Consider the following 21,630-nt stretch of genomic DNA (forward strand, 5'->3'; position numbering starts at 1 on the left):
CTACTCCGACGCCGCGCTCACCAGCTCGCGGCAGCGCTTCACGTCCCGGCCCATCTGCTCCAGCAGCCCCTCCAGCGACTCGAACTTCGCCTGGCCGCGCACGAAGGCGAGGAAGTCCACGGCGACGTGCAGGCCGTACAGGTCGAGGCCGACGCGGTCGATGGCGTACGCCTCGACCGTGCGCTCGGTGCCGTCGAACTGCGGGTTGGTGCCGACCGAGATCGCGGCGGGCATCGCCTCGCCGCCCGCGTGCAGCCAGCCCGCGTAGACGCCGTCGGCCGGGATCGCGGTGTGCGGCAGCGTCTCGACGTTGGCGGTCGGGAAGCCGAGCTCGCGGCCCCGCTGGGCGCCGCGCACCACGACGCCCTCCACGCGGTGCGGCCGGCCCAGGATCTCCGCCGCGCCCGCGACGTCGCCCTCGGCGACCAGGCGCCGGGTGAGGGTCGAGGAGAACGGCTCGCCGCCCCCTGCCTCCCCGCACACGAACAGGTCGACGACCTCGACCTCGAAGTCGTAGACCTTGCCCTGCTCGGCGAGGAACTCGACGTTCCCGGCGGCCCTGTGGCCGAAGCGGAAGTTCGGGCCCTCGACGACGGCCTTGGCGTGCAGCTTGTCGACCAGGACCTTCACGACGAACTCGGCCGGGGACAGCTTCGAGAACTCGGTCGTGAAGGGGAGGATCAGAACCGCGTCGACGCCCAGCTCGGTCATCAGCTCGGCGCGGCGGTGGTGCGGGGCGAGCAGCGGCGGGTGGCTGCCGGGGCGGACGACCTCGCTCGGGTGGGGGTCGAACGTGACGACGACGGAGGGGACGCCCAGCTCTCGGGCGCGGTCCACGGCGTGCCGGATGATCAGCTGGTGCCCGCGGTGGACCCCGTCGTAAGAGCCGATGGTGACGACGCTGCGTCCCCAGTCCTCGGGGATGTCCTCCAAGCCACGCCAGCGCTGCACTGTGACCGCTCCTCGAACCCGTGTCCGTATGTTTCGTTGCCTCTTGCGCAGGTCTAAGGGTGCCATGCCGGGTGCTTCCTGCCCGCATCGGCATGGAGGCTGTGACTCGGCCCACGTGCGCCGGAGGGGAATCCACGGCCCCGGGCGCGTGCTCGGACCCGGGCGTATCCGTGTGCGGGGGCACATGCTCGGACCCGGGCGCATCCCCGTGCACGGGCCCATGCTCCGAGCCGGGTGCGTCCGGGTCCCCGGGCGCCTGCGCAGGCCCGGGCGCCTCCGCGGGTCATGCGGGCACCCGCACCCCCGGGAGGCCCTCCAGCATGCGGCGTGTCCCGGGGCCGATCACCGCGGCCCAGTCCTCCGGCGCCTCGGTGAGCCAGCCGGCCACCTGCGCGGCGAAGCCCGGGACGTGCCGTCCCAGCTCGACCAGGCCGCGGTCGAAGCGGGTGGCGCCGTCGGGGGTGCGGGTCATGAGCCGCCCGGTGCGGTGGACGAGCGCGCGCAGCTCCGCTCCGCCGCGCTGTGGGACCGCGTGCAGCACCGCGTCCAGAACGGCGGGCGCCTGCTCCTGCGCCAGCAGGAAATCCAGCAGTTCGCGCCGGAGCGGACGCGACTCAGGGGTGCCGGGGGCGAGCAGCACGACAGCCAGCGCGGCCCGCACCTGCTCGGGGCCGCTGCTGTCGAGCAGGCCCGCGACCAGTGGAAAGAGCACGGCACGGACGGCCGGGCCCCGGTCCAGGCGCCGGTCGACGTACGCGGCCATGTGCCCGGCGGTCTCCGGCCTCCGTGCCACCGCCTCCCGCACGAGAGCGGCGACCCGATGGGCGAGTCCGGGCGGGGTGGCATCGGCGAGCGCGCGCAGGATGCCGTCCGCCCCGGACTCCCGGGGGCCGCCCAGCCGGGCCCGGACGGCGTCCAGGACCGGCTCGGGGTGCGTGGCGAGCGCGGTGAACAGCGCCGTGGGCGGCAGGTGCGGATCGCGTGCCGCGAACCGCTCCAGCGCACGGGGCAGGTGGCGGGCCCGGCTCCCGGGGTCGTGGACGAGGAGGGCGAGCGCGCCGCCGTGCAGGGGCGAGTCGGCGGGGCGGGCGAGCAGGGCGAGCGCGGCGTGGCGCAGCAGCGCCCGGTCGGTCTCGGTCGTCACATGGGGCGCGGCGCGCAGACCGTACGTCACCGCCGAGGCCCGCCGGGCGGGCCGCTCGTCGTGCGCCCACCGGTCGACGGCCCGGCACAGCGCGGACGGCTCGTCCTCCGCCAGCACGGCGAGCAGTTCGTCCGCCCGGCGGTGTCCGCAGCCGACGAGGACGTCGGTGAGGTCGTCCGGCGCCCGGTGCCGGTGCGTGTGCAGCAGTGCCTGTGCGGCCGTCGCCACGGTGGCGTGCGGGGCCGCCGGCAGCGGCCGCTCGTCGTCGAACCAGCGGGTGAGACACGGCTGTACGGCGGTGGCGTCGGCGGCGAGGAGACGGGCGACGGCGTCGAGATGACGGGGTGCGCCGAGGTCGCCCGGCGGCCCGTCGGCGAGGACCAGCCGGCGCAGCAGGTCCAGGCGGAGCTCGGGCGGGAGGGCGAGCCGGGTCCAGAAGCCGGGTCCGAACTCGGGGCGCCGGGCCGCCCGTTCACCTCCCGCCGCGATCAGGTCGGCCAGCGGGCGCAGCACTCCGGCGTACGGGGTCGCGTCCGGGACGCGCGGCAGGGTCTCGGCGAGCAGCCGGGCGGCCCACCAGGAGGAGGGGTCGGCCTCCAGGGCCCGGGTCAGCTCCTCCAGCCGGACGAGGAGGTGGGCCGTGCCCTGCCGGCGGGCGAGGTGGAGCAGGGCCTGGACGACGGGGCCGATGCGGTGGTGCGGGACGGGGAGCGGGTGGTCGCCTTCGGGGGTGTGCCGGTGGACCAGGGCGCGCAGGGCGCCGTCCAGGTCGAGGTGGACGCCCTGGATCCAGTCGGCGAGTTCCTCGTGGGCGAAGCGGTAGCCGCTGCCGGCGGGCACCAGGAGTCCTTCGGTGAGGACGGCGGACGCCCAGCCGGTGCCGCCGCCGAGGCGGGCGGGCGCCGGGCCCCGGGGGAACAGCGCCTCGAACGACGCCCGGTCCAGTTCGCCCTGTCCCGGCCCGAGACTGCGGCGGGCGGCCTCGTGCACCTGGCCGGAGACCCTGGCCGCGAGCCGGCGCACGGCCGGGCCGCGCAGGCCGTTCTCGGCGGCGAGACGGACCGCGACCCGCAGGCACATCAGGTCGAGGTGGGCGGAGAGGACGTCGTCGCGGTCGACCGGGGCGGCCGCGGGGGCGGCGGGCAGGGCGGCGGGCTGGATGGCGCGGATCTCGGAGAGGAGCCGCAGGGTGAGGGGGTGCCGGGCGTCGGGGCCGGTGAGCGCGGTGCCGGGAACGGCGTGCCGGGCGCGGGCCTCGCGAGCCTCCTGCGGGGTCAGGTCGCCGAGCGGGACGCAGGGCGGGAGCGCACCGGGCGGGGTCCCCTCGCCGGGTTCCCGGCCGTCGTGCAGCATCTCGGGCGGGAATCCGGTGCCCACCTCCTCCCAGTACTCGGCCCGGCACGCCACCGTCAGCCGCGCCCCCGTCTCCCGCAGCCAACGCGCCGTGCTTTCGGTCCAGTCGGCCGTGCGGTGGGCGAGGGCGGGCGGCATCTCCTCGGGGCCGTCGAGCAGCAGGAGCAGCGGGCGGCCGGCGGCGTGCGCGAGGCGGGCCACGCGGTCGGGGCCGAGGTCGCCGAGGGCGGCGGGGCTCACTCCGGCCGAGGCCGCCACGATGCGGGCCGCCCGGGTCAGCGCGCGGCGGGCCGCGTCGGCGACCGAGTCGTCCTCGTCCCTCAGATCGGCGCCGCGCAGCCACAGGGTGGGGGCGGGTTCCGGGCCCCGGCCGCGGCGGGCGGCGAGGGCCGCGAGTTCCGTCGTACGGCCGCTGCCCGGTGCGCCGACGAGGCCGAGCACGGCCGCCGGGCCGGTGAGGAAGGCGGCGAACTCCCTTGCTGTGTGCGCGCGTTCGACCGGTGCCACGGCTCCGGCGCCGGGTCCGCCAGGGAATCCGGAGAGGGCGCCGGGCGGGCCGTCCGCGCTCACCGCGGCCGCGGTGAGTTCCAGGACGCCCGCGAGATTGAGGTCGGCGCCGTAGGCGGGGACGGTCGCCGCGTTGCGGGCGAGCAGGCCGGCCAGCGGTCCCGCGGCGGCGGGACGCAAGGGTACGGCGAAGGCGGCGTCGCGGTCGCCGGACCGGAGGGCGGTGCCCAGGACGGCGACGACGGCACCGGTCCCGGCGTCGAGCACCGGTCCCCCGGCCGCGCCGCCGCCCGCCCGCAGCGCGTCCCGGCCGGCCGTGCCGATCGCCAGCTCCAGGGCGCCGTCGACGAGGTGGGGGCGGCCCGGGGCCGGGTACGTCACCCGCGTCGCGTCCAGCACCCGTGCCTCGCGCCAGCAGCCCGCGGCCAGCCGGACGTACGTACCGGTCCCGACGTGCTCCCGGACGGTGACGGGGAGCGGGTCCAGGCCGAGGCCTTGCGTGCGGACGAGGGCCAGGTCCAGCTCCGGCAGCGGGGTGACCGCGTCCGCGGTGACGGCGCAGCAGCGGTCACCGGCGCCGTACAGGACGAGGCGGGGCAGGCCGTCGACGGCCTCGTGGCTGGTGACGACCGTGCCGAGGTGGTCGGCGACGAAGCCGGTGCCGCGCGGACGTCCCGCGAGATCGCGGATGCGGACGAGGGAGGCGTCCGGGTGGGCGGGGCCCGGAAGGGCGCTCGGGGCGTCACGGCGGGAAGCGCCGGGGGCGGGGTGGGTGGCGCCGGGCGCTCCGGTGGGTGCGCGGTGGCCGTCGTCGGTCCGCGGGCCCCGTCCCGCCATCGTGGTACCTCCCCGCCGTGCCCGTGTGTCCTCAGGCTCGACGGTAGGCGCGCGGTGATCAAGAAAACAGGTACCGGGACGAACGCGCCCCCCTGCGCTCCCTCGGTTCACTCCGAGCGCCTGCCCGGACGGGTGAATGAACCGCGAGCGCTGGATACACCCTAGGGGTGGGGGAACCGAGGGGGGACCGTGGAGCGGCGGGGCGATGTGTCACCCCGTGTCCGCCGCTCCACGGGCACAGCGGAGCAGGTGTGGCTCAGCTCAGCACGGCCAGGCTCCTGGCCTTGCCCTTCTGCTCCTCCACCAGGGCCAGGAAGCGGCCCTCCGGGTCGAAGACGGCGACGGGGCCGGCGCCCGCGTACTCCTCGGGCATCTCCAGGCGGACGCCGTTGGTGAGCAGCCGGGCCCGCTTGGCGTCCACGTCCCAGCGCGGGAAGGCGGCCGCGGCGGCGTCGGCGATCGGCATCACGCTCAGCTCCTGCTGGAGCTGGTCGAGCGTCCTGGCCGAGTCCAGCTTGTACGGCCCGACGCGGGTGCGGCGCAGGGCGGTGAGGTGCCCGCCGACGCCGAGGTCCGCACCCAGGTCGCGGGCGAGGGCGCGGATGTAGGTGCCGGAGGAGCAGACGACGGAGACGACCAGGTCCAGGACGGGCGTGCCGTCCTCGGCGACGGCGTCGCGGACGTCGTACACGGCGAAGGAGGAGACGGTCACCGGGCGGGCCGGGATCTCGAAGTCCTCGCCCTCCCTGGCCCGCTTGTACGAGCGCACACCGTCGATCTTGATGGCGCTGACCTTGGACGGCACCTGCATGATGTCGCCGCTGAGCTTGGCGATCCCGGCGTCGACGGCGTCCCGGGTGATCCGGGAGGCGTCGACGGAGGCGGTGATCTCGCCCTCGGCGTCGTCCGTCAGGGTCGTCTGGCCGAGGCGGACGGTGCCGAGGTACTCCTTCTCGGTGAGGGCGAGGTGCCCGAGGAGCTTGGTCGCCTTCTCCACGCCGAGGACGAGGACGCCCGTGGCCATGGGGTCGAGCGTGCCCGCGTGGCCGACGCGGCGGGTCCTGGCGATCCCCCGCATCTTGGCCACGACGTCGTGGGAGGTGAAGCCCGACGGCTTGTCGACGATGACGAGGCCGTCGGGCGCGGTGGTCTTGCGGTTCATTCGGCGGTGTCGTCCGTCTCGTCGTCACCGGGCTTGCGGTACGGGTCGGCCTCGCCGGCGTACCCGGCGCCCGCGGACGCCTCGCGGACCTTCTCGTCGGCGGCACGCGCCTTGTCCAGGAGGTCGTCGATGGTGCGGGCGGTGTCCGGGAGGGCGTCGGCGACGAAGGCCAGGGTGGGCGTGAACTTCACGCCGGCGGCGCGGCCGACCTCGGAGCGCAGGATGCCCTTGGCGCTCTCCAGGCCGGCGGCGGCTGCCTTCCGCTCCTCGTCGTCCCCGTACACGGTGTAGAAGACGGTCGCCTCCCTCAGGTCACCGGTGACCCTGGTGTCCGTGATGGTGACGTGGGAGCCGAGCCGCGGGTCCTTGATCCCGCGCTGCAGCTTCTGCGCCACCACCTCTCGGATGAGGTCCGCCAGCCTCTTGGCGCGCGCGTTGTCGGCCACTGCTCCGTCTCCCGTTCTTCCTGCTTCGCTTGCTTGTCTGCTGCTGTTCGGTTCTGCGGTCAGTCGTCTTCGCCGTGGAAGCGGCGTCTGACCGACAGCAGCTCCACTTCCGGGCGGCCGGCGACGAGCCGTTCGCACCGGTCCAGTACGTCGGTCAGGTGCTCCGCGTCACCGGAGACCACGGCGAGGCCTATCCGGGCCCTGCGGTGGAGGTCCTGGTCGTCGACCTCGGCCGCGCTCACCGCGTACTTGCGCTGGAGCTCGGCGACGATGGGGCGGACGACGGAGCGCTTCTCCTTCAGCGACCGTACGTCGCCCAGGAGGAGGTCGAAGGACAGAGTCCCCACGTACATGTATCTGCCGGTTCACCCGCCGGTACGGGATCGATGGCCCTGTCGGCCGTATGGGACAGGGGCATCAAGAACGGTACCCCGAACCGGCGGTCGGCTCGACGGGGTTTCGGCGCGGCCCGCACCCTCACCCGCCCGGGTCGGCCGGACGGGAAGGGACGTCGGGTCCGCCGGGGCTTCGGTCCCTCAGGGGCCGGGGTTCGCCGCCTCGGCGCCGGCCGGACGCAATCAGCCCGTCCGGCATGCGAGGACGAGGCCCTCCGGGGCCGACGGCGGGGGTCCGGGGGCGGTAGCCCCCGGGACACGGCGCGGTGCCGGGCCGCGGGGAACGATGTCCCCGCGGACCGGCACCCGTACACCGGGGTGTCACACCCGCGGCTTCTCCCGCATCTCGTACGTCGCGATGACGTCGTCGACCTTGATGTCGTTGAAGTTGCCGAGGTTGATACCGCCCTCGAACCCTTCGCGGATCTCGGTGACGTCGTCCTTGAAGCGACGCAGGCCCTCGATGGTGAGGTTCTCCGCGACCACCTTGCCGTCGCGGATGAGGCGCGCCTTGGTGTTGCGCTTGACCTCGCCCGAGCGGATGAGGACACCGGCGATGTTGCCCAGCTTGGACGACTTGAAGACCTCGCGGATCTCCGCCGTACCGAGCTCGACCTCCTCGTACTCCGGCTTGAGGAGACCCTTCAGGGCCGCCTCGATCTCCTCGATCGCCTGGTAGATGACCGAGTAGTAGCGGACGTCCACGCCCTCGCGCTCGGCCATCTGCTGCGCACGGCCGGCCGCGCGCACGTTGAAGCCGATGACGATGGCGTCGGAGCCCATGGCCAGGTCGATGTCCGACTCCGTGACCGCACCGACACCGCGGTGCAGGACGCGGATGTCGACCTCTTCGCCGACGTCCAGCTGGAGGAGGGAGGACTCCAGAGCCTCGACCGATCCGGACGCGTCGCCCTTGATGATCAGGTTCAGCTGCTGGACCTCGCCCGCCTTCAGGGCGGCGTCCAGGTTCTCCAGGGAGAACCTGCGCGTGCGCTTGGCGAAGGCGGCGTTGCGCTCGCGGGCCGCACGCTTCTCGGCGATCTGGCGGGCCGTACGGTCCTCCTCGACCACGAGGAAGTTGTCGCCGGCACCCGGGACGTTGGTCAGACCCAGGACCTGGACCGGCGTCGACGGGCCGGCCTCGGCCACGTTGTTGCCGTTGTCGTCGAGCATGGCGCGCACGCGGCCGTAGGCGTCGCCCACGACCATCGTGTCGCCGACCCGCAGCGTGCCTCGCTGGACGAGGACCGTCGCCACCGCACCGCGGCCGCGGTCGAGGCGGGACTCGATCGAGATGCCCTGCGCGTCCTGGTTCGGGTTGGCCCGCAGGTCGAGCGAGGCGTCGGCGGTCAGGATGACCGCCTCGAGCAGGTCGTCGATGTGCAGACCCTGCTTGGCGGAGATGTCGACGAACATGGTGTCGCCGCCGTACTCCTCGGCCACCAGGCCGTACTCGGTCAGCTGACCGCGCACCTTGGTCGGGTCGGCGCCCTCGACGTCGATCTTGTTGACCGCGACGACGATCGGGACGTCGGCCGCCTTGGCGTGGTTGAGCGCCTCGACGGTCTGCGGCATCACGCCGTCGTTCGCCGCGACCACCAGGATCGCGATGTCCGTCGACTTCGCACCACGCGCACGCATGGCGGTGAACGCCTCGTGACCCGGGGTGTCGATGAAGGTGATCTTGCGCTCTTCGTCGTTGACCTCGGTCGCGACCTGGTAGGCACCGATGTGCTGGGTGATGCCACCGGCCTCGCCCGCGATGACGTTCGTCTTGCGGATGGCGTCGAGCAGGCGGGTCTTTCCGTGGTCGACGTGACCCATGACGGTGACGACCGGGGGACGGACCACCAGGTCGTCCTCGTCGCCCTCGTCCTCGCCGAACTCGATGTCGAAGGACTCGAGCAGCTCGCGGTCCTCCTCCTCCGGGCTGACGATCTGAACCTCGTAGTTCATCTCGCCCGCGAGGAGCTGGAGGGTCTCGTCGGAGACGGACTGGGTCGCGGTGACCATCTCGCCGAGGTTCATCATGACCGCGACGAGCGACGCCGGGTTGGCGTTGATCTTCTCCGCGAAGTCGGTGAGCGACGCGCCGCGGGAGAGACGGATCGTCTCGCCGTTGCCGCGAGGCAGCATCACACCGCCGACCGACGGGGCCTGCATGGCCTCGTACTCCTGGCGACGCTGACGCTTCGACTTGCGGCCACGACGCGCGGGACCGCCGGGGCGGCCGAAGGCGCCCTGCGTGCCACCACGGCCACCGGGACCGCCGGGACGACCGCCGAAGCCGGGACGGCCACCGCCGCCACCGAAGCCGCCGCCACCGCCGCCGGGGCCACCGCCGCCGGGACGGCCGGCGAAACCGCCGCCACCACCCGGACGGGCACCGCCACCGGGACCGGCCGGACGGCCGGCGAAGCCGCCGCCACCGGGACGGCCGCCGCCGCCGGGACGACCCGCACCGCCCGGACCGCGGCCGCCGGGGCCACCGCCGGGACGCGGGCCGGCAGCGGGACGCTGCGGCATCATGCCGGGGTTGGGACGCGGACCGCCCGGACGCGGACCGCCGGGGCCCGCACCCTGCGGACGGGGCATGCCCGCCGGAGAGGGACGCGCGCCACCGGGAGCCTGGGGACGGGGACCGCCGCCCTGGCCGCCGGGCGCCTGCGGACGGGGACCGGCGCCGGGGGCACCGGGGCCGCCGGGGCGCGGCGCGCCCTGCGGACGCGGCGCCTGCGGACGGGCCATACCGGCGTTGCCGCCGGACGTGAAGGGGTTGTTGCCCGGACGCGGACCGGCCGGACGGGCACCGCCCGGACGCGGCGCACCGGCGCCACCGGGACGCTGACCCTGGGCGGCGGGACGCGAGCCCTGGCCACGGTCCTGACCCTGGCCGGGCCCACCCGGACGGGCACCGGGGCGCGGCGCGCCGGGGCGCGGGCCCTGGGCGGCCGGACGCGGGGCCTGCGGGGCGGCCGGAGCCGACGGCGGAGCGGTGAACTCCGGGGCGGCGGGGGCCGGACGCGGCGCGGGCTTGGGGCCGGGCACCGGACGCGGACCCTGGGCGGCCGGCGCGGGGGCCGACGAGGCGGCCGGAGCCGGGGCGGCGGGAGCCGCCGGCGGCTGGGGCGCAGCGGGCCGGGGGGCGGCCGGACGCGGGGCGGCCGGACGCGCGGCCTGCGCCGGGGAGGGCGCACCGGGCTTGGGGGCGGCCTTGCGCGGGGCGGGCTTGGCGGACTTGCCGCCGCCGCCCTGGAAGGCGTCAGTCAGTTTGCGGACTACGGGCGCTTCGATGGTCGAAGACGCCGAACGGACGAATTCACCGAGTTCCTGGAGCTTGGCCATGACGACCTTGCTCTCCACACCGAACTCCTTGGCGAGTTCGTATACCCGGACCTTAGCCACTTCGCTCCTTTTAGGTCCGGGTTGCGTCCGGACCGTCGCTACTTCATGGGCGTACTCATCGCGTGCTCATCGAGTGCTCATCGCAATCTCGACCTACTTCCAACTCGCGGGGTACCTGAGCCGCACGGACGTTCCGCGCGACGCGCTTCTTACGGTGTTGCCTGATCGGCAACTGTCGTCTGCTCGACGTATTGGCGCAACGCCTTTGTGTCGAGCGCTCCCGCGGCGCGCAACGCCCGCGTGAACGCCCGGCGGCGCACCGCCTGGTCGAGACAGACCAGTGCGGGGTGTACGTACGCACCCCGGCCGGGCAGCGTACCGCGAGGATCGGGGACGCATGCGTCCTTGATCGCCACGATGCGCAGCAGATCCGTCTTGGCCGCCCGCTCCCGGCACCCCACACAGGTGCGTTCAGGGCATGCTCCGGCGTGCGTCCGGCCAGACACTCTTAAGTCTACCTCCCCGCGGCCACCTCACCCCTTTGGGGCAGGATTCGAACAGTTGCCGCGATACATCTGACGTGATCTAAGCGGGCCGCGGCCTGGATCTATTCCCCGGCCGGCCCTCCCGCAGGTCGGACGTCTACTCGGACGCCTGCTCCGTGTCCGGTCGGATGTCGATCCGCCAGCCGGTGAGACGGGCGGCGAGACGGGCGTTCTGCCCCTCCTTGCCGATCGCCAGGGACAGCTGGTAGTCGGGCACGGTCACGCGCGCGGAACGGGCCGCGAGGTCCACGACCTCGACCTTGGAGACCCGGGCCGGGGACAGCGCGTTCGCCACCATCTCGGCAGGGTCGTCCGACCAGTCGACGATGTCGATCTTCTCGCCGTTCAGCTCGCCCATCACGTTGCGCACCCGGCCGCCCATGGGGCCGATGCAGGCGCCCTTGGCGTTCAGGCCCGAACGGGTGGAACGGACCGCGATCTTCGTGCGGTGACCCGCCTCACGCGCGATGGCGGCGATCTCGACGGACCCGTCGGCGATCTCCGGCACCTCGAGGGCGAAGAGCTTCTTCACCAGATTGGGGTGGGTACGCGAAAGCGTGACCGAGGGACCGCGCACCCCCTTCGCCACCCGGACGACGTACGACCGCAGCCGCATGCCGTGCGGATACGTCTCTCCCGGGACCTGCTCCTGCACCGGCAGGATGGCCTCCAGCTTGCCGATGTCCACGAGAACGTTCTTGGGGTCGCGGCCCTGCTGGACCACTCCGGTGACGATGTCGCCCTCGCGGCCGGCGTACTCGCCGAGCGTCGCGTCGTCCTCGGCGTCGCGCAGCCGCTGCAGGATCACCTGCTTGGCGGTGGTGGCGGCGATACGGCCGAAGCCGGACGGGGTGTCGTCGAACTCGCGGGGCTCCTGGCCCTCCTCGAGGTCCTCGGGGTCCTCCTTCGCCCACACGGTCACATGCCCGGTCTCCCGGTTGAGCTCCACGCGCGCGTGCCGGCGGCTTCCCTCGGTGCGGTGGTAGGCGATGAGGAGGGCCGACTCGATCGCCTCGACCAGCAGGGCGAAGGAGATCTCCTTCTCCCGTACCAAGCCCCGCAGGGCACTCATGTCGATGTCCACGGCTACGCCTCCTCTTCCTTCTCGTCCTTGTCCTTGCGGTTGAACTCGACCTGCACGCGCGCCTTCTCGATCTCCGGGAAGGCGACTCTGCGGGTCGTGGCCTTGCGGCCCTTCACGCCGGGCACTTCGAGGTCGAGGCCGTCGTCGTCGGCCTTCAGGATCCGCGCGAGGAGCTCGCCGCCCTCGGCCAGCTGGAACTTCACCAGGCGGCCCGTGGCGCGCACATAGTGGCGGTGCTCGGTGAGGGCGCGCTCCGCGCCCGGGGTGCCGACCTCGAGGGTGTACTCGCCCTGGCCCATCGCGTCCGTCTCGTCGAGCTTCGCCGAGAGCGCACGGCTCACATCGGCGATCCGGTCGAGGTCCGCCCCGGTGTCGGAGTCGACGACGACACGCAGCACGCGCTTGCGTCCTACGGAGTCCACGGCGATCTCTTCGAGATCCAGGCCCTGGGAGGCGACGAGCGGTTCCAGGAGCTCTCGCAGCCTCTCGCTCTGGGTGGTGCTCATCCGGGTGACTCCTCGGCCGCGTGTGCTGTTGTGGGATGGGTCGCGTGTCTGGTCAAAGGGTATCCGGTCGCGGGGAGTGTTGCCGTCCACCTGTGCACGGAGGGTGGCGGAGACCTCGGCCGGGCGGGTCCGAAGGTACGGTGATCAGGGGCCTGTTCCCTGCTTCGTCTTTCTTTCGTACGAGTTCCCCGAGGACGTCTGCCGTGCCGTTCCCGCTCCCGTCGCGCGCCCCCTCGGGGCCGCGCAGAAGAACCCTGCTCGCATCGGCCGCCGGGGCCGCGCTGTTCGTGGGCTGCTCGTCCCGTTCCGACGGCCCCGAGGAGAGCGTCGGCGGCAGCCCCTCGGTCACCGAGCGGGCACGCGCGCGTGCGGCGCGGGAGAGCGCCCGACTGGTGGAGCGGTACGACACCGTCCTCGCCGCCCATCCCGCGCTGGCGGCACGGCTCGCACCGCTGCGGGCCGAGGTGGCGCGGCATGTGGAGGCGTTCGGGGGCGCCGAGAAGGCACCGGCGTCCCCGTCGCCCCCGGCTTCTCCGTCGGGCTCCCCGTCGGGCTCCCCGTCGGGGTCTCCGTCGGGGTCTCCAACAGGGTCTCCCCCGGCGTCCGTTTCCCCGTCGGCCTCCCCGTCGTCCGAGAAGGACGCTCTCGCCTCCCTCGCCGCCGCCGAGCGGACGCTGGCCGACACCCGAGCCGCGGCGCTGGTGGACGTCCCCGGCGAACTGGCCCGGCTGCTGGCCTCGGTGGCGGCGGCCGGCGCCGCCCACGCGTATCTGCTGACGGAGGGGAAGCGATGAGGAAGGCGCGCGGGGCGACGAGCGCGGAACTGACGGCACTCCAGGCGGCGCTGGCCGCCGAGCACGCCGCCGTGTACGGGTACGGCGTCGTCGGCGGACGCATCCGCGAGGAGCGGCGCACCGAGGCACGGTCGGCGTACGACGCGCACCGGGCCCGCCGGGACGCGCTGGTGCGCGAGGTGCGCGACCTGGGCGGCGAGCCGGTCGCGGCGAGCGCCGGGTACGCGCTGCCGTTCCCGGTGGCGGACTCGGCGACGGCGGTCCGGCTCGCCGCGGAGCTGGAGGACCGCGTGGCCGGGGTGTACTCCGACCTGGTGCGGGCAGCCGGGGACGAGCGGCGCAGGGAGGCCGCCGGGGCGCTGCGGGAGGCGGCGGTGCGCGCGGCGCGCTGGCGCGGCGGGAGCGTAGCCTTCCCTGGGCTCGCCGAGCGGGCCGGTACGGACGCGGCCACCTCCGGAGTTTCGGCGACACCGACCGCGTAGCCCGGAGAGGGAAGGGAACGACTCGCGCATGGCTTTCGAACCGCCGCAGCGTCTGGTGAGGGCGCTCGGTGAGACGGCACCGAGCGGTGACGACTGGTTGGAGAAGCTGCCGGCGGCGGTCCAACAGGCCGCCGCTCTACGCGAGTTGACCGTCGAGCGGGTGCAGGTTCCGGGCGGCCGCAGCAGCCTGGTGGTACTGGTGCGCCGCGCGGACGGGACGCCCGCCGTGCTCAAGCTGGCCCCGCCCCGGTTCCGGCCGGAGGCGGAGCGGACCGCGCTGGCGCACTGGGGCGGCCTGGGCGCCGTCCACCTGCTGGAAGGGCCCTCGGCGGAGGGGGTGCTGCTGCTCGAGCGGCTGCACCCGGATGTGTCGGTGCGGTCGCTGCCGGAGGCGAAGGCGTTGCTGGAGGCGGCGGGGACGCTGCGACGGCTGTGGGTGGAGCCGCCCGACGAGAGCGGTGCGGGCGGCGCGCGTGTCTTCGAGACGGTGGCAGAGCGGACCGGGCGGCAGGCGGAGGCGATGCGGGGGACCGCCGTCGGCTCCGAGGTGGGCGCGCTGGTGGACGCGGCTCTCCTGGCCCGGGAGGAGTTGGTGGCGGCGGAGCCGGAGCGGCGGTTGCTGCACGGGACGTTCCGGCAGAGCAAGGTGCTGGCGGGCGAGCGGTCGCCGTGGCTGGCGGTGGGTCCGGATCCGGTGGTCGGGGAGTGTGCGTTCGATCTGGCGCGGCTGGTGCGGGACCGGGTGGAGGACCTGATCGCCTCGCCGTCGGGGGCGGCGACCACTCGGCGGCGGGTGCGGAAGCTGGCGGAGTCGCTGGAGCTGGATCAGGAGCGGGTGCGGGGGTGGAGTCTCTTCCGGGCCGTGGAGTCGGGGGTGCGGGCCCTGCGCGTGGGGCGGCCCAGGGATGCCGAGTTGCTGCTGGAGTTCGCGGGATGGCTGTGAGGGGCGTCGGTTCGTCGTCGGCCGCGGGCGCGGGGTGCCGGCTCGCGCGGTTCCCCGCGCCGGTCAGGGTGCCGGACTGGCCGTCAGTCTGAGGGCCAGGACCGGGCAGTCCGCCGCCGCTCTGCGGGCCCGTTTCACCGCGCGGGCCGGGAGGGGGCTGCGGTCCACGAGCGGGTAGCCCCATTCGTCCAGGGTGATGTGGTCCGGGAGGAGTTCCGCGCAGAGGCCGTGGCCCCGGCAGGACGTCCGGTCGATGTCCATCTCCATGTGCGGGTCCATGTCAGGCCTCCTGGGGAACGGGCAGCAGCGGGGTGCGGTCGGTCGCCGTGCAGTGGCCGCGGGCGTGGGCGTCGGCCTCGGCGGCGAAGGTGGTGAGGGCGCTGCGGACCAGACGGACCGTGCCGTCGGGGTGGTGGCAGGCGCCCCGGCCCTCGACGAGGCCGCACCAGCGGGCGAGGTCTATGCGGACGGTGCCCTGGGGGCCGGGTGCGGCGAGGGTGCGGAAGGCGGCGGCGATGCGGGGCAGGCCGTTGAGGCAGGGGCCGCACTGGCCGGCCGACTGCAGGGCGAGGTGGCGCAGAATGCGGGCCGTCTCGGTGAGGCCGCACCGGGCCGCGGGCAGCACGGCCAGCACGCCGGCGCCCAAGTAGGCGGCGTCGACGGTGAGTTCGGCGGCCTCCCGGGCCGGGATCCAGGTGCCGTGGTAGCCGCCCACGAGGACCGCCGAGGCGCCCTCCAGCGGCAGCAGACGGGCGAGCGGCAAGCCGTACGGGGCCTCGGCCACCCGGGGTTCGCGTCCGGCGACGTGGATCGTGCACAGGGCGCTGCCCGGCTGGGCGGGAGTGCCGGCGCTGCGGTACCAGTCGCCGCCGTAGCGGGCGACGAGCGCGAGGTGGGCGAGGGTCTCGACGTTCTGGACGAGCGTCGGGGCCTTGTGCACGCCCCGCTCGCGGACCGGCGGGAGCCGGTGCGCGGGGAGGGCGGGGCCGCCGGAGACGAACCGGGCCAGGGCGGAGGCCTGTCCGGAGAGGAAGGACGTGGGCAGCCGGACGACCCGCACGGGCAGCGGGTCGGCGGTGCGCTGGGCGAGGGCGGATTCCAGCCAGGTCGCGCCGTCCTCCACGCCGATGTACGCCTCCCCCGCGCCGACCGCGTGGGCCGCGATCTGCAGGCCGTCGAGGACGAGGTGGGGAGAGAGGTGCAGGAGCGTCCCGTCCTTGCGGCTGGCGGGTTCGCTCTCCGCGCCGTTGGCCACGACCACCGGGGCCCGGCCGGTACGGCGCCCGGCCTCGGCGACCGAGACGAGCTTGCGGTACGTCGGGAAGGCGGCTCCGCCGCGGCCGGTGAGACCTGATGCGGCCACCGCGCGCAGGATGTCCTCGGGGGCGCCGTAGGAGAGGGGGCCGTAGCGCCGGTGATGGGCGGCGAGGTCGGCCGGGGCGGCGCCGGGGGCGAGGAGACGGGGGGACATGTGGAGGTCGGCGTAGGCGGCGGTCACGGTCGGGCTCCTTCGGCGGTGCGCAGGAGGGCGGCGGGGGTGCGGCGGGCGGCGCGGGCCGCGTGGGCGAGGCGGGCGGCGAAGGCGGCGGTCACGGCCGCGACGCAGGCGACGGTCAGCCAGGTCATCCAGTCGGTGCCGGTGTCCGTGCCGATGCCGACGCCGTGCACGAGGGCGACCGGCCAGGCGGCGTAGGCCAGCCGGTGGACGGCCCGCCAGGCACGGTGGCCGAGGCGTTCGCGCAGGAGGCTGGTGATCAGGACGGCGAGCATCAGGTCGACGGAGACGGTGCCGAGGCCGAGCCAGAGGGGCTGGTAGTCGGAGACGAAGGGGAGCAGGACGTCCGCGACGGTGATGTCGACGTAGGTGTCCATGACCGCGGTGGTGATGTGCAGGGCCAGGAAGGCGGTCGCGGAGAGGGACAGCGAGCGGTGCAGGCTCATCGTGCCGAAGCGGGGCAGGCCGGGGACGCGGGTCCGCAGGCGGACGGCGACGCCGAGGAGTACGACGACCGTGAAGAGGACGAGGCAGACGGCACCGGTGGCCCGGTCGGCGTACCAGAGGGTCGCGGAGTTCACGCGGCGGCCTCTCCGGCCTCGGTGGGCCAGCCGGGCGTGGTGACGACGGCCCCGTTCCGCGTGACCAGCCGTGCGGGCAGGCCCAGGCGGGTCAGCCACTGCTCCGCTCCCGCGCCCTTCACCAGGGCCGCTGTGCTCGCCGCGTTGGCGTCGGCGCAGGTGGCCGCGGCGACCGAGACGGTCCGCCAGGGGGAGCGGACGGGCAGGCCGGTGCGCGGGTCGACGATGTGGTGCAGCTCGTGGCCGCCGCGCCGCCAGCGCCGGGCCGTGGTGCCGGACGTGGCGAGGCCGCCGCTGTGCAGGCCGACGGTGGCGTACGCGCCGTGGGCGGGTGTGTCGTCGACGGGCCCGGTGACGTCCTGCACGCGGACCTGCCAGCCGCCCGCCGGGGCCGCGCCCGCGACGGCCGTGTCGCCGCCCAGGCCGACCAGGACCCCGCAGCCGGCCGTGTCGGCCAGTGTCCGCGCGGCCCGGTCGGCGGCCCAGGCCTTGGCGGTGGCGCCGAGGTCGAGGCGGACACCGGCGGGGAGGGTGACGGTGCCGGTGGCGCGGTCGAGGGTGACGGTGCGCCAGCCGGGGGTGCGGCGCAGGGTGAGCCGGACCGGGCGGTCGTCCTCGCGGACGAGGGTGAAGTCCCGGTCGTAGCCGATCGCGTCCATCGCGGAGCCGACGGTCGGGTCCACCGCCCCGTCGGTCGCCTCGGCCGCGCGCAGGGCCACGTCGAGGGCCTCGGCGAGCAGGGGGCTCACCCGGACCGGGCGGCCGGCGGTGGTGTCGAGGGCGGCGAGTTCGGAGTCCGGGCGGAAGCGGCTGCAGGCGGCGTCGACCTCGGCGAGGTGCCGGGCGAGGAGCAGGTTGCAGGAGTCCAGCAGGGCCGGGTCGGTGACGACCAGCCGGACCGTGGTGCCGAGGGCACGCCACTCGGTGGCGGCCGTGGCGCGGTGCTTGAGCGGCGTGGTCGTCACGACGCCCCCGAGGTGGAGTCGGCCGAGCCGCCGGAGGGCGGGGTGAGGCCGCCGGAGCCGCCGGAGCCGTCCGAGGAGGAGCTGCTCGACGAGGAGTCGTCGGAGGACGAGGACGAGTCGCCCGACGTGTCGGTGGAGGAGCCGCCGGCCGTGTCACTCGACGTGTCCGTGCCGCTGCTCGTGCTGGAGCTCGTCCCGCTGCCGCTCGCCGTCGTGCCGGCGTCCGCCTGCATGGTGCCGATCAGGGCGAACACGCCCGCCGCCCCGGCCAGCGTGACGGCGGCGGCGAAGGCCGCCGCACGCCGTGCGCCTCTGCGGACCGCCGCCGCGGCCCCCCGCTCCTCTTCCCTGGTCGCCATGACCGTTCCCCTCCGTAGTGACGTTCTGTCACGCACTACGGTCGGGGAACGGTCTGAGAGAAGTCTGTGAGGCGGCCATACGCCCCGACAGAAGTCTCTGAGAGGTGCCTTAAAGCGTCACGCGGTCAGACGGGCGATGGCCTCGTCCACCGTCAGCTCCTCGCGCTCGCCGGTCCTGCGGTCCTTCAGCTCCACGACGCCCTCCGCCGAGCGGCGGCCCGCGACCAGGATCTTCGGTACGCCGATCAGCTCGGAGTCGGTGAACTTCACGCCCGGGGAGACCCCGGCCCGGTCGTCGACCAGGACCCGCAGACCGGCCGTCCGCAGCTTCTCGGAGACCTCGAGCGCCAGTTCGGTCTGCAGCGCCTTGCCCGCGGCGACCACGTGCACGTCGGCCGGGGCCACCTCGGCCGGCCAGCACAGGCCCTTGTCGTCGGCGGTCTGCTCGGCCAGGGCCGCGACCGCACGGGAGACGCCGATGCCGTAGGAGCCCATGGTGACGCGGACCGGCTTGCCGTTCTGGCCGAGGACGTCGAGCTTGAGGGCGTCGGCGTACTTGCGGCCGAGCTGGAAGATGTGGCCGATCTCGATCGCGCGGTCCAGCTTGAGGCCGGTGCCGCACTTCGGGCAGGGGTCGCCCTCCTGGACGACCACGACGTCGACGTACGCGCCGACCTCGAAGTCACGGCCCGCGACCACGTTCTTCGCGTGCGTGCCCTCCTTGTTGGCGCCGGTGATCCAGGCGGTGCCGGGGGCCACGCGCGGGTCGGCGATGTACGTGACCTTCTCCCCGAGGCCCTGCGGGCCGACGTAGCCGCGGACCAGGTCCGGGCGGCCCGTGAAGTCCGCCTCGGTGACCATCTCGACGACCGCCGGGGCGAAGTGCGCCTCGACCTTGTCCATGTCGACCTCGCGGTCGCCCGGGACGCCCACGGCCACGATCTCGCCGTCGACCTTCACCAGCAGGTTCTTCAGCGTGGCGGAGGCCGGGACGCCCAGGTGGGCGGCGAGGGTCTCGATGGTCGGGGTGTCCGGGGTGGGGATCTCCTCGAGCGCTGCCACGCCGTCGGCGTCCACCGGCTTCAGCTCGTACGAGATCGCCTCGGTGTTGGCGGCGAAGTCGCAGTTCGGGCAGTCCGCGAAGGTGTCCTCGCCGGCGCCGGCCGGGGCGAGGAACTCCTCGGACTTGGAGCCGCCCATCGCGCCGGCGGTGGCGGCGCAGATGCGGTAGTCGAGGCCGAGGCGCGCGAACACCTTCTGGTAGGCCTCGCGGTGCAGGGCGTAGGAGTGGGCGAGGCCCTCGTCGTCCAGGTCGAAGGAGTACGAGTCCTTCATGAGGAACTCGCGGCCGCGCAGGATGCCGGCCCGCGGGCGGGCCTCGTCCCGGTACTTGTGCTGGATCTGGTAGAGGACGACCGGCAGGTCCTTGTAGGAGGACGCCTGGTCCTTCACCAGCAGGGTGAAGATCTCCTCGTGGGTCGGGCCGAGGAGGTAGTCGCCGCCCTTGCGGTCCTTCAGGCGGAACAGCTCGGCGCCGTACTCGTCCCAGCGGCCCGTCGCGTCGTACGGCTCGCGCGGCAGCAGAGCGGGGAGCAGCACCTCCTGGGCGCCGATCGCGTCCATCTCCTCACGGACGATCCGCTCCACGTTGGCGAGGACCTTCTTGCCGAGCGGCAGCCAGCTCCAGATGCCGGCCGCGGTGCGGCGGACGTAGCCCGCGCGGACGAGGAGCTTGTGGCTGAGGACCTCGGCGTCCGCGGGGTCGTCGCGCAGGGTCTTCGCCATCAACTGGGACATGCGCTGGACCGGTGCGTTCGCCATGGTTCTCGTACTCCTGCCGGGTAAGGGTGATGGCTAGGAGGTTAGCCGGGAGCGCGGTGTCGCCGGAAATCCTTACTTCCGAAGCAGGGGGAGCGGGGCGCCCATCACGGCGTACGGGCGGGGTGCGCTGGGGAAGAGGACGCGGCGCGCCAGGTCCTGGTAGCCGAGGGAGCGGTAGAGGGCGCGGGCGGGGCTCTCGATGTCGATCGCGGAGAGGATCGAGCGGGGTTCGGTCGCGCTGTCGGTGATCCCGGTGATCAGGGCACGGCCCGCGCCGCGGTTCTGGTACGCGGGGTGGACGTGCAGCTCGGTGATGACGAAGGAGTCGTCGAGCCAGAGGTCGTGGCCCTGGGCCCGGAGGTAGGGCTCCACGACGGTGGACCACCAGTGGGTGCGGTCGTTGGGCATGCCGTAGACGAATCCGGCCAGCCGGCCCTCCGCCGTGGTCGCGCCGAGGGCCCGCGCGCCCGGGTACGTCATGTGGCGCAGGACGATCTGCCGGCGGACGGCCACCTCGTCCGGGCCCAGTCCGAAGGCGACCGCCTGGACCGCGAGGGCCTCGTCCACGTGGGCGGGGAGGTCCAGGGGGCCGATGACGAGATCCATGGCGGGGAGCCTACAGGTGGGTCAGAAGAGGACGCTCATGAATGCCCCGACCTCCTGGAAGCCGATCCTCCTGTACGTCCTTCTCGCCGCCGTGTTGAAGTCGTTGACGTAGAGGCTGGCCACCGGGGCGATGTCCGCGAGGGCGTAGCGCAGGACGGCTGCCATGGCCGGAGCGGCCAGACCCCTGCCCCGGTACTCCGGGGCCACCCACACGCCCTGGATCTGGCAGGCCTGCGGGGTCGCCGCGCCGATCTCCGCCTTGAAGACGACCCTGCCCCCGTCGTCGAGGCGGGCGAAGGAACGGCCGGAGCCGACGAGTTCGGCGACGCGCGCCTGGTACAGCAGCCCTCCGTCGCCGGCCATCGGGGAGACGCCGACCTCCTCGGTGAACATCGCCACGCACGCCGGCATGATCGTCTCCATCTCGTCCTTGCGGATGCGGCGGACGTAGGGATCCGGGGCGATGTCGGCGGGCATCCGGTCGGCGACCATGAGGGGCTGGCGGGCGCGGACCTCGCGGGCGGGGCCCCAGTGGGGTTCGAGGAGGCTCCAGAGCCGGGCGGTGGGTTCGGCGGGGCCGACGATGGAGGAGCAGCGGCGGCCGGCCCTGCGCGCGCGGTCGGCGAAGGCGCGTACCGCGCGCGGGGTGGCGCAGATCGGGACGAGGTTGGCGCCCGCGTAGCAGAGGGAGGTCAGCATGCCGTCCTCGTACCAGCCCCACATCTCGCCGCCGAGCCGCCAGGGGTCGAGGCCCGCGACCTGGACGCGGGAGGTGACGAAGGCGTTGGCCACCGGCTCGCGGTCGAGGACGGCGAGCGCGGCGTCCAGGTCGCTCGGTTCGAGGACCCGGGAGGTGGTCTGGGTCAACAACTGCGGGGCCTCACACTCAGGGCTGCTGGTCCCCGCACTGTACCCGCGGAAGCTGAGCCGCGCCGCCCCCGGTGTGCCGACGGTGACCGCCGGCTGCCGTCACCCCGCCGGGGGCTGCCGCCCCCCGCCCCCTCGCCGGCCCTGAACGGGCCTCGTCCTCGAACGCCGGACGGGCTGGCTTTCCGCCCCCGAACGCGGAAAGGGCTGGGTTTCGCGCCCCCGCCGCACACCCGGTGCGCCGGCCCCCACCCGTCGGACGAGGGCGTCAGCCCGCTACCGCCACCGACGGTTCCCCGGACGGGACGCCCGCTGCCTCCATCTGTTCGGCCAGCTTCATGGCCTCCTCGATGAGGGTCTCCACGATCTTCGACTCGGGGACGGTCTTGATGACCTCGCCCTTGACGAAGATCTGGCCCTTGCCGTTGCCGGAGGCGACGCC

At 74.3% G+C, this 21,630-nt stretch carries 20 protein-coding genes and 1 pseudogene; 3 read left to right on the plus strand and 18 right to left on the minus strand.

The genetic code is table 11. The features are described from left to right. The 9 genes from ACFY30_RS38820 to rimP all read right to left on the minus strand — a co-directional run bounded on the left by ACFY30_RS38820 (position 1) and on the right by rimP (position 12,275). Positions 1-951, minus strand: coding sequence for a bifunctional riboflavin kinase/FAD synthetase (locus ACFY30_RS38820; protein WP_390849856.1), 951 nt, complete (start codon positions 949-951; stop codon positions 1-3). A gap of 283 nt (positions 952-1,234) precedes the next feature. Beyond that, positions 1,235-4,792 carry a serine protease gene (locus ACFY30_RS38825; protein ID WP_390849857.1) on the minus strand — a complete coding sequence of 1,186 codons (3,558 nt, stop codon included), beginning with the start codon at positions 4,790-4,792 and terminating at the stop codon, positions 1,235-1,237. A 256-nt stretch (positions 4,793-5,048) separates the two neighbouring features. Further along, positions 5,049-5,954, minus strand: a complete 906-nt coding sequence (truB, locus tag ACFY30_RS38830; RefSeq protein ID WP_390849858.1) for a tRNA pseudouridine(55) synthase TruB — start codon at positions 5,952-5,954, stop codon at positions 5,049-5,051. Then, complete coding sequence (gene rbfA, locus ACFY30_RS38835; protein WP_390662564.1) at positions 5,951-6,400, minus strand: 30S ribosome-binding factor RbfA; 450 nt, start codon at positions 6,398-6,400, stop codon at positions 5,951-5,953. The genes truB and rbfA overlap by 4 nt, the downstream gene beginning before the upstream one ends. A 59-nt stretch (positions 6,401-6,459) precedes the next feature. After that, on the minus strand, positions 6,460-6,753 hold the full coding sequence (locus ACFY30_RS38840; protein ID WP_390849859.1) for a DUF503 domain-containing protein: 294 nt from the start codon (positions 6,751-6,753) through the stop codon (positions 6,460-6,462). Positions 6,754-7,116: 363 nt separating this feature from the next. Further along, positions 7,117-10,200, minus strand: coding sequence for a translation initiation factor IF-2 (gene infB, locus ACFY30_RS38845; protein ID WP_390849860.1), 3,084 nt, complete (start codon positions 10,198-10,200; stop codon positions 7,117-7,119). 149 nt (positions 10,201-10,349) lie between these two features. Continuing rightward, positions 10,350-10,646, minus strand: a complete 297-nt coding sequence (locus ACFY30_RS38850; protein WP_390662653.1) for a YlxR family protein — start codon at positions 10,644-10,646, stop codon at positions 10,350-10,352. Positions 10,647-10,782: 136 nt separating this feature from the next. Further along, positions 10,783-11,769: a transcription termination factor NusA gene (nusA, locus tag ACFY30_RS38855; RefSeq protein WP_390849861.1), complete on the minus strand. Its 987-nt coding sequence runs from the start codon at positions 11,767-11,769 to the stop codon at positions 10,783-10,785. A 2-nt stretch (positions 11,770-11,771) separates the two neighbouring features. Then, a complete protein-coding gene (gene rimP / locus ACFY30_RS38860) occupies positions 11,772-12,275 on the minus strand; it encodes a ribosome maturation factor RimP (protein ID WP_390662651.1) in 504 nt (167 codons plus the stop codon). 203 nt (positions 12,276-12,478) lie between these two features. Here rimP and ACFY30_RS38865 point away from each other — a divergent pair, with 203 nt between their 5' ends. The 3 genes from ACFY30_RS38865 to ACFY30_RS38875 are packed head-to-tail and all read left to right on the plus strand — an operon-like array spanning position 12,479 to position 14,494. Next, positions 12,479-13,069: a hypothetical protein gene (locus ACFY30_RS38865; protein WP_390849862.1), complete on the plus strand. Its 591-nt coding sequence runs from the start codon at positions 12,479-12,481 to the stop codon at positions 13,067-13,069. Continuing rightward, positions 13,066-13,551 (plus strand): ferritin-like domain-containing protein, encoded by a 486-nt coding sequence (locus tag ACFY30_RS38870; protein WP_390849863.1) that lies wholly within the window; start codon positions 13,066-13,068, stop codon positions 13,549-13,551. Before ACFY30_RS38865 ends, ACFY30_RS38870 begins: the two co-directional genes overlap by 4 nt. Positions 13,552-13,579: 28 nt before the next feature. After that, a complete protein-coding gene (locus ACFY30_RS38875) occupies positions 13,580-14,494 on the plus strand; it encodes an aminoglycoside phosphotransferase family protein (protein ID WP_390849864.1) in 915 nt (304 codons plus the stop codon). 63 nt (positions 14,495-14,557) lie between these two features. Here ACFY30_RS38875 and ACFY30_RS38880 read toward each other — a convergent pair whose 3' ends face one another. The 9 genes and pseudogenes from ACFY30_RS38880 to ACFY30_RS38920 all read right to left on the minus strand — a co-directional run. Beyond that, entirely contained in the window at positions 14,558-14,773 is a 216-nt protein-coding gene (locus ACFY30_RS38880) for a ferredoxin (protein ID WP_390849865.1), read from the minus strand. A gap of 1 nt (position 14,774) precedes the next feature. Continuing rightward, positions 14,775-15,992, minus strand: a complete 1,218-nt coding sequence (locus ACFY30_RS38885; RefSeq protein ID WP_390849866.1) for an NADH-ubiquinone oxidoreductase-F iron-sulfur binding region domain-containing protein — start codon at positions 15,990-15,992, stop codon at positions 14,775-14,777. Next, positions 15,989-16,570, minus strand: a complete 582-nt coding sequence (locus ACFY30_RS38890; protein ID WP_390849867.1) for a ferric reductase-like transmembrane domain-containing protein — start codon at positions 16,568-16,570, stop codon at positions 15,989-15,991. The genes ACFY30_RS38885 and ACFY30_RS38890 overlap by 4 nt, the downstream gene beginning before the upstream one ends. Continuing rightward, complete coding sequence (locus ACFY30_RS38895) at positions 16,567-17,535, minus strand: FAD:protein FMN transferase (protein WP_390849868.1); 969 nt, start codon at positions 17,533-17,535, stop codon at positions 16,567-16,569. The genes ACFY30_RS38890 and ACFY30_RS38895 overlap by 4 nt, the downstream gene beginning before the upstream one ends. After that, entirely contained in the window at positions 17,532-17,894 is a 363-nt protein-coding gene (locus tag ACFY30_RS38900; RefSeq protein WP_390849869.1) for a hypothetical protein, read from the minus strand. Before ACFY30_RS38900 ends, ACFY30_RS38895 begins: the two co-directional genes overlap by 4 nt. A gap of 117 nt (positions 17,895-18,011) precedes the next feature. Next, positions 18,012-19,715: a proline--tRNA ligase gene (locus ACFY30_RS38905; protein ID WP_390849870.1), complete on the minus strand. Its 1,704-nt coding sequence runs from the start codon at positions 19,713-19,715 to the stop codon at positions 18,012-18,014. 72 nt (positions 19,716-19,787) lie between these two features. Continuing rightward, the gene (locus ACFY30_RS38910; protein WP_390824155.1) at positions 19,788-20,321 is read right to left on the minus strand and encodes a GNAT family N-acetyltransferase; all 534 of its coding nucleotides are present in this window, start codon (positions 20,319-20,321) and stop codon (positions 19,788-19,790) included. A 21-nt stretch (positions 20,322-20,342) separates the two neighbouring features. Then, entirely contained in the window at positions 20,343-21,191 is an 849-nt protein-coding gene (locus tag ACFY30_RS38915) for a GNAT family N-acetyltransferase (protein ID WP_390849871.1), read from the minus strand. A gap of 265 nt (positions 21,192-21,456) precedes the next feature. Then, positions 21,457-21,630: pseudogene (locus ACFY30_RS38920) on the minus strand (4-hydroxy-3-methylbut-2-en-1-yl diphosphate synthase); the annotation flags it as partial.

It is taken from the genome of Streptomyces sp. NPDC000345 (genome assembly GCF_042898825.1).
Lineage (GTDB): Bacteria > Actinomycetota > Actinomycetes > Streptomycetales > Streptomycetaceae > Streptomyces.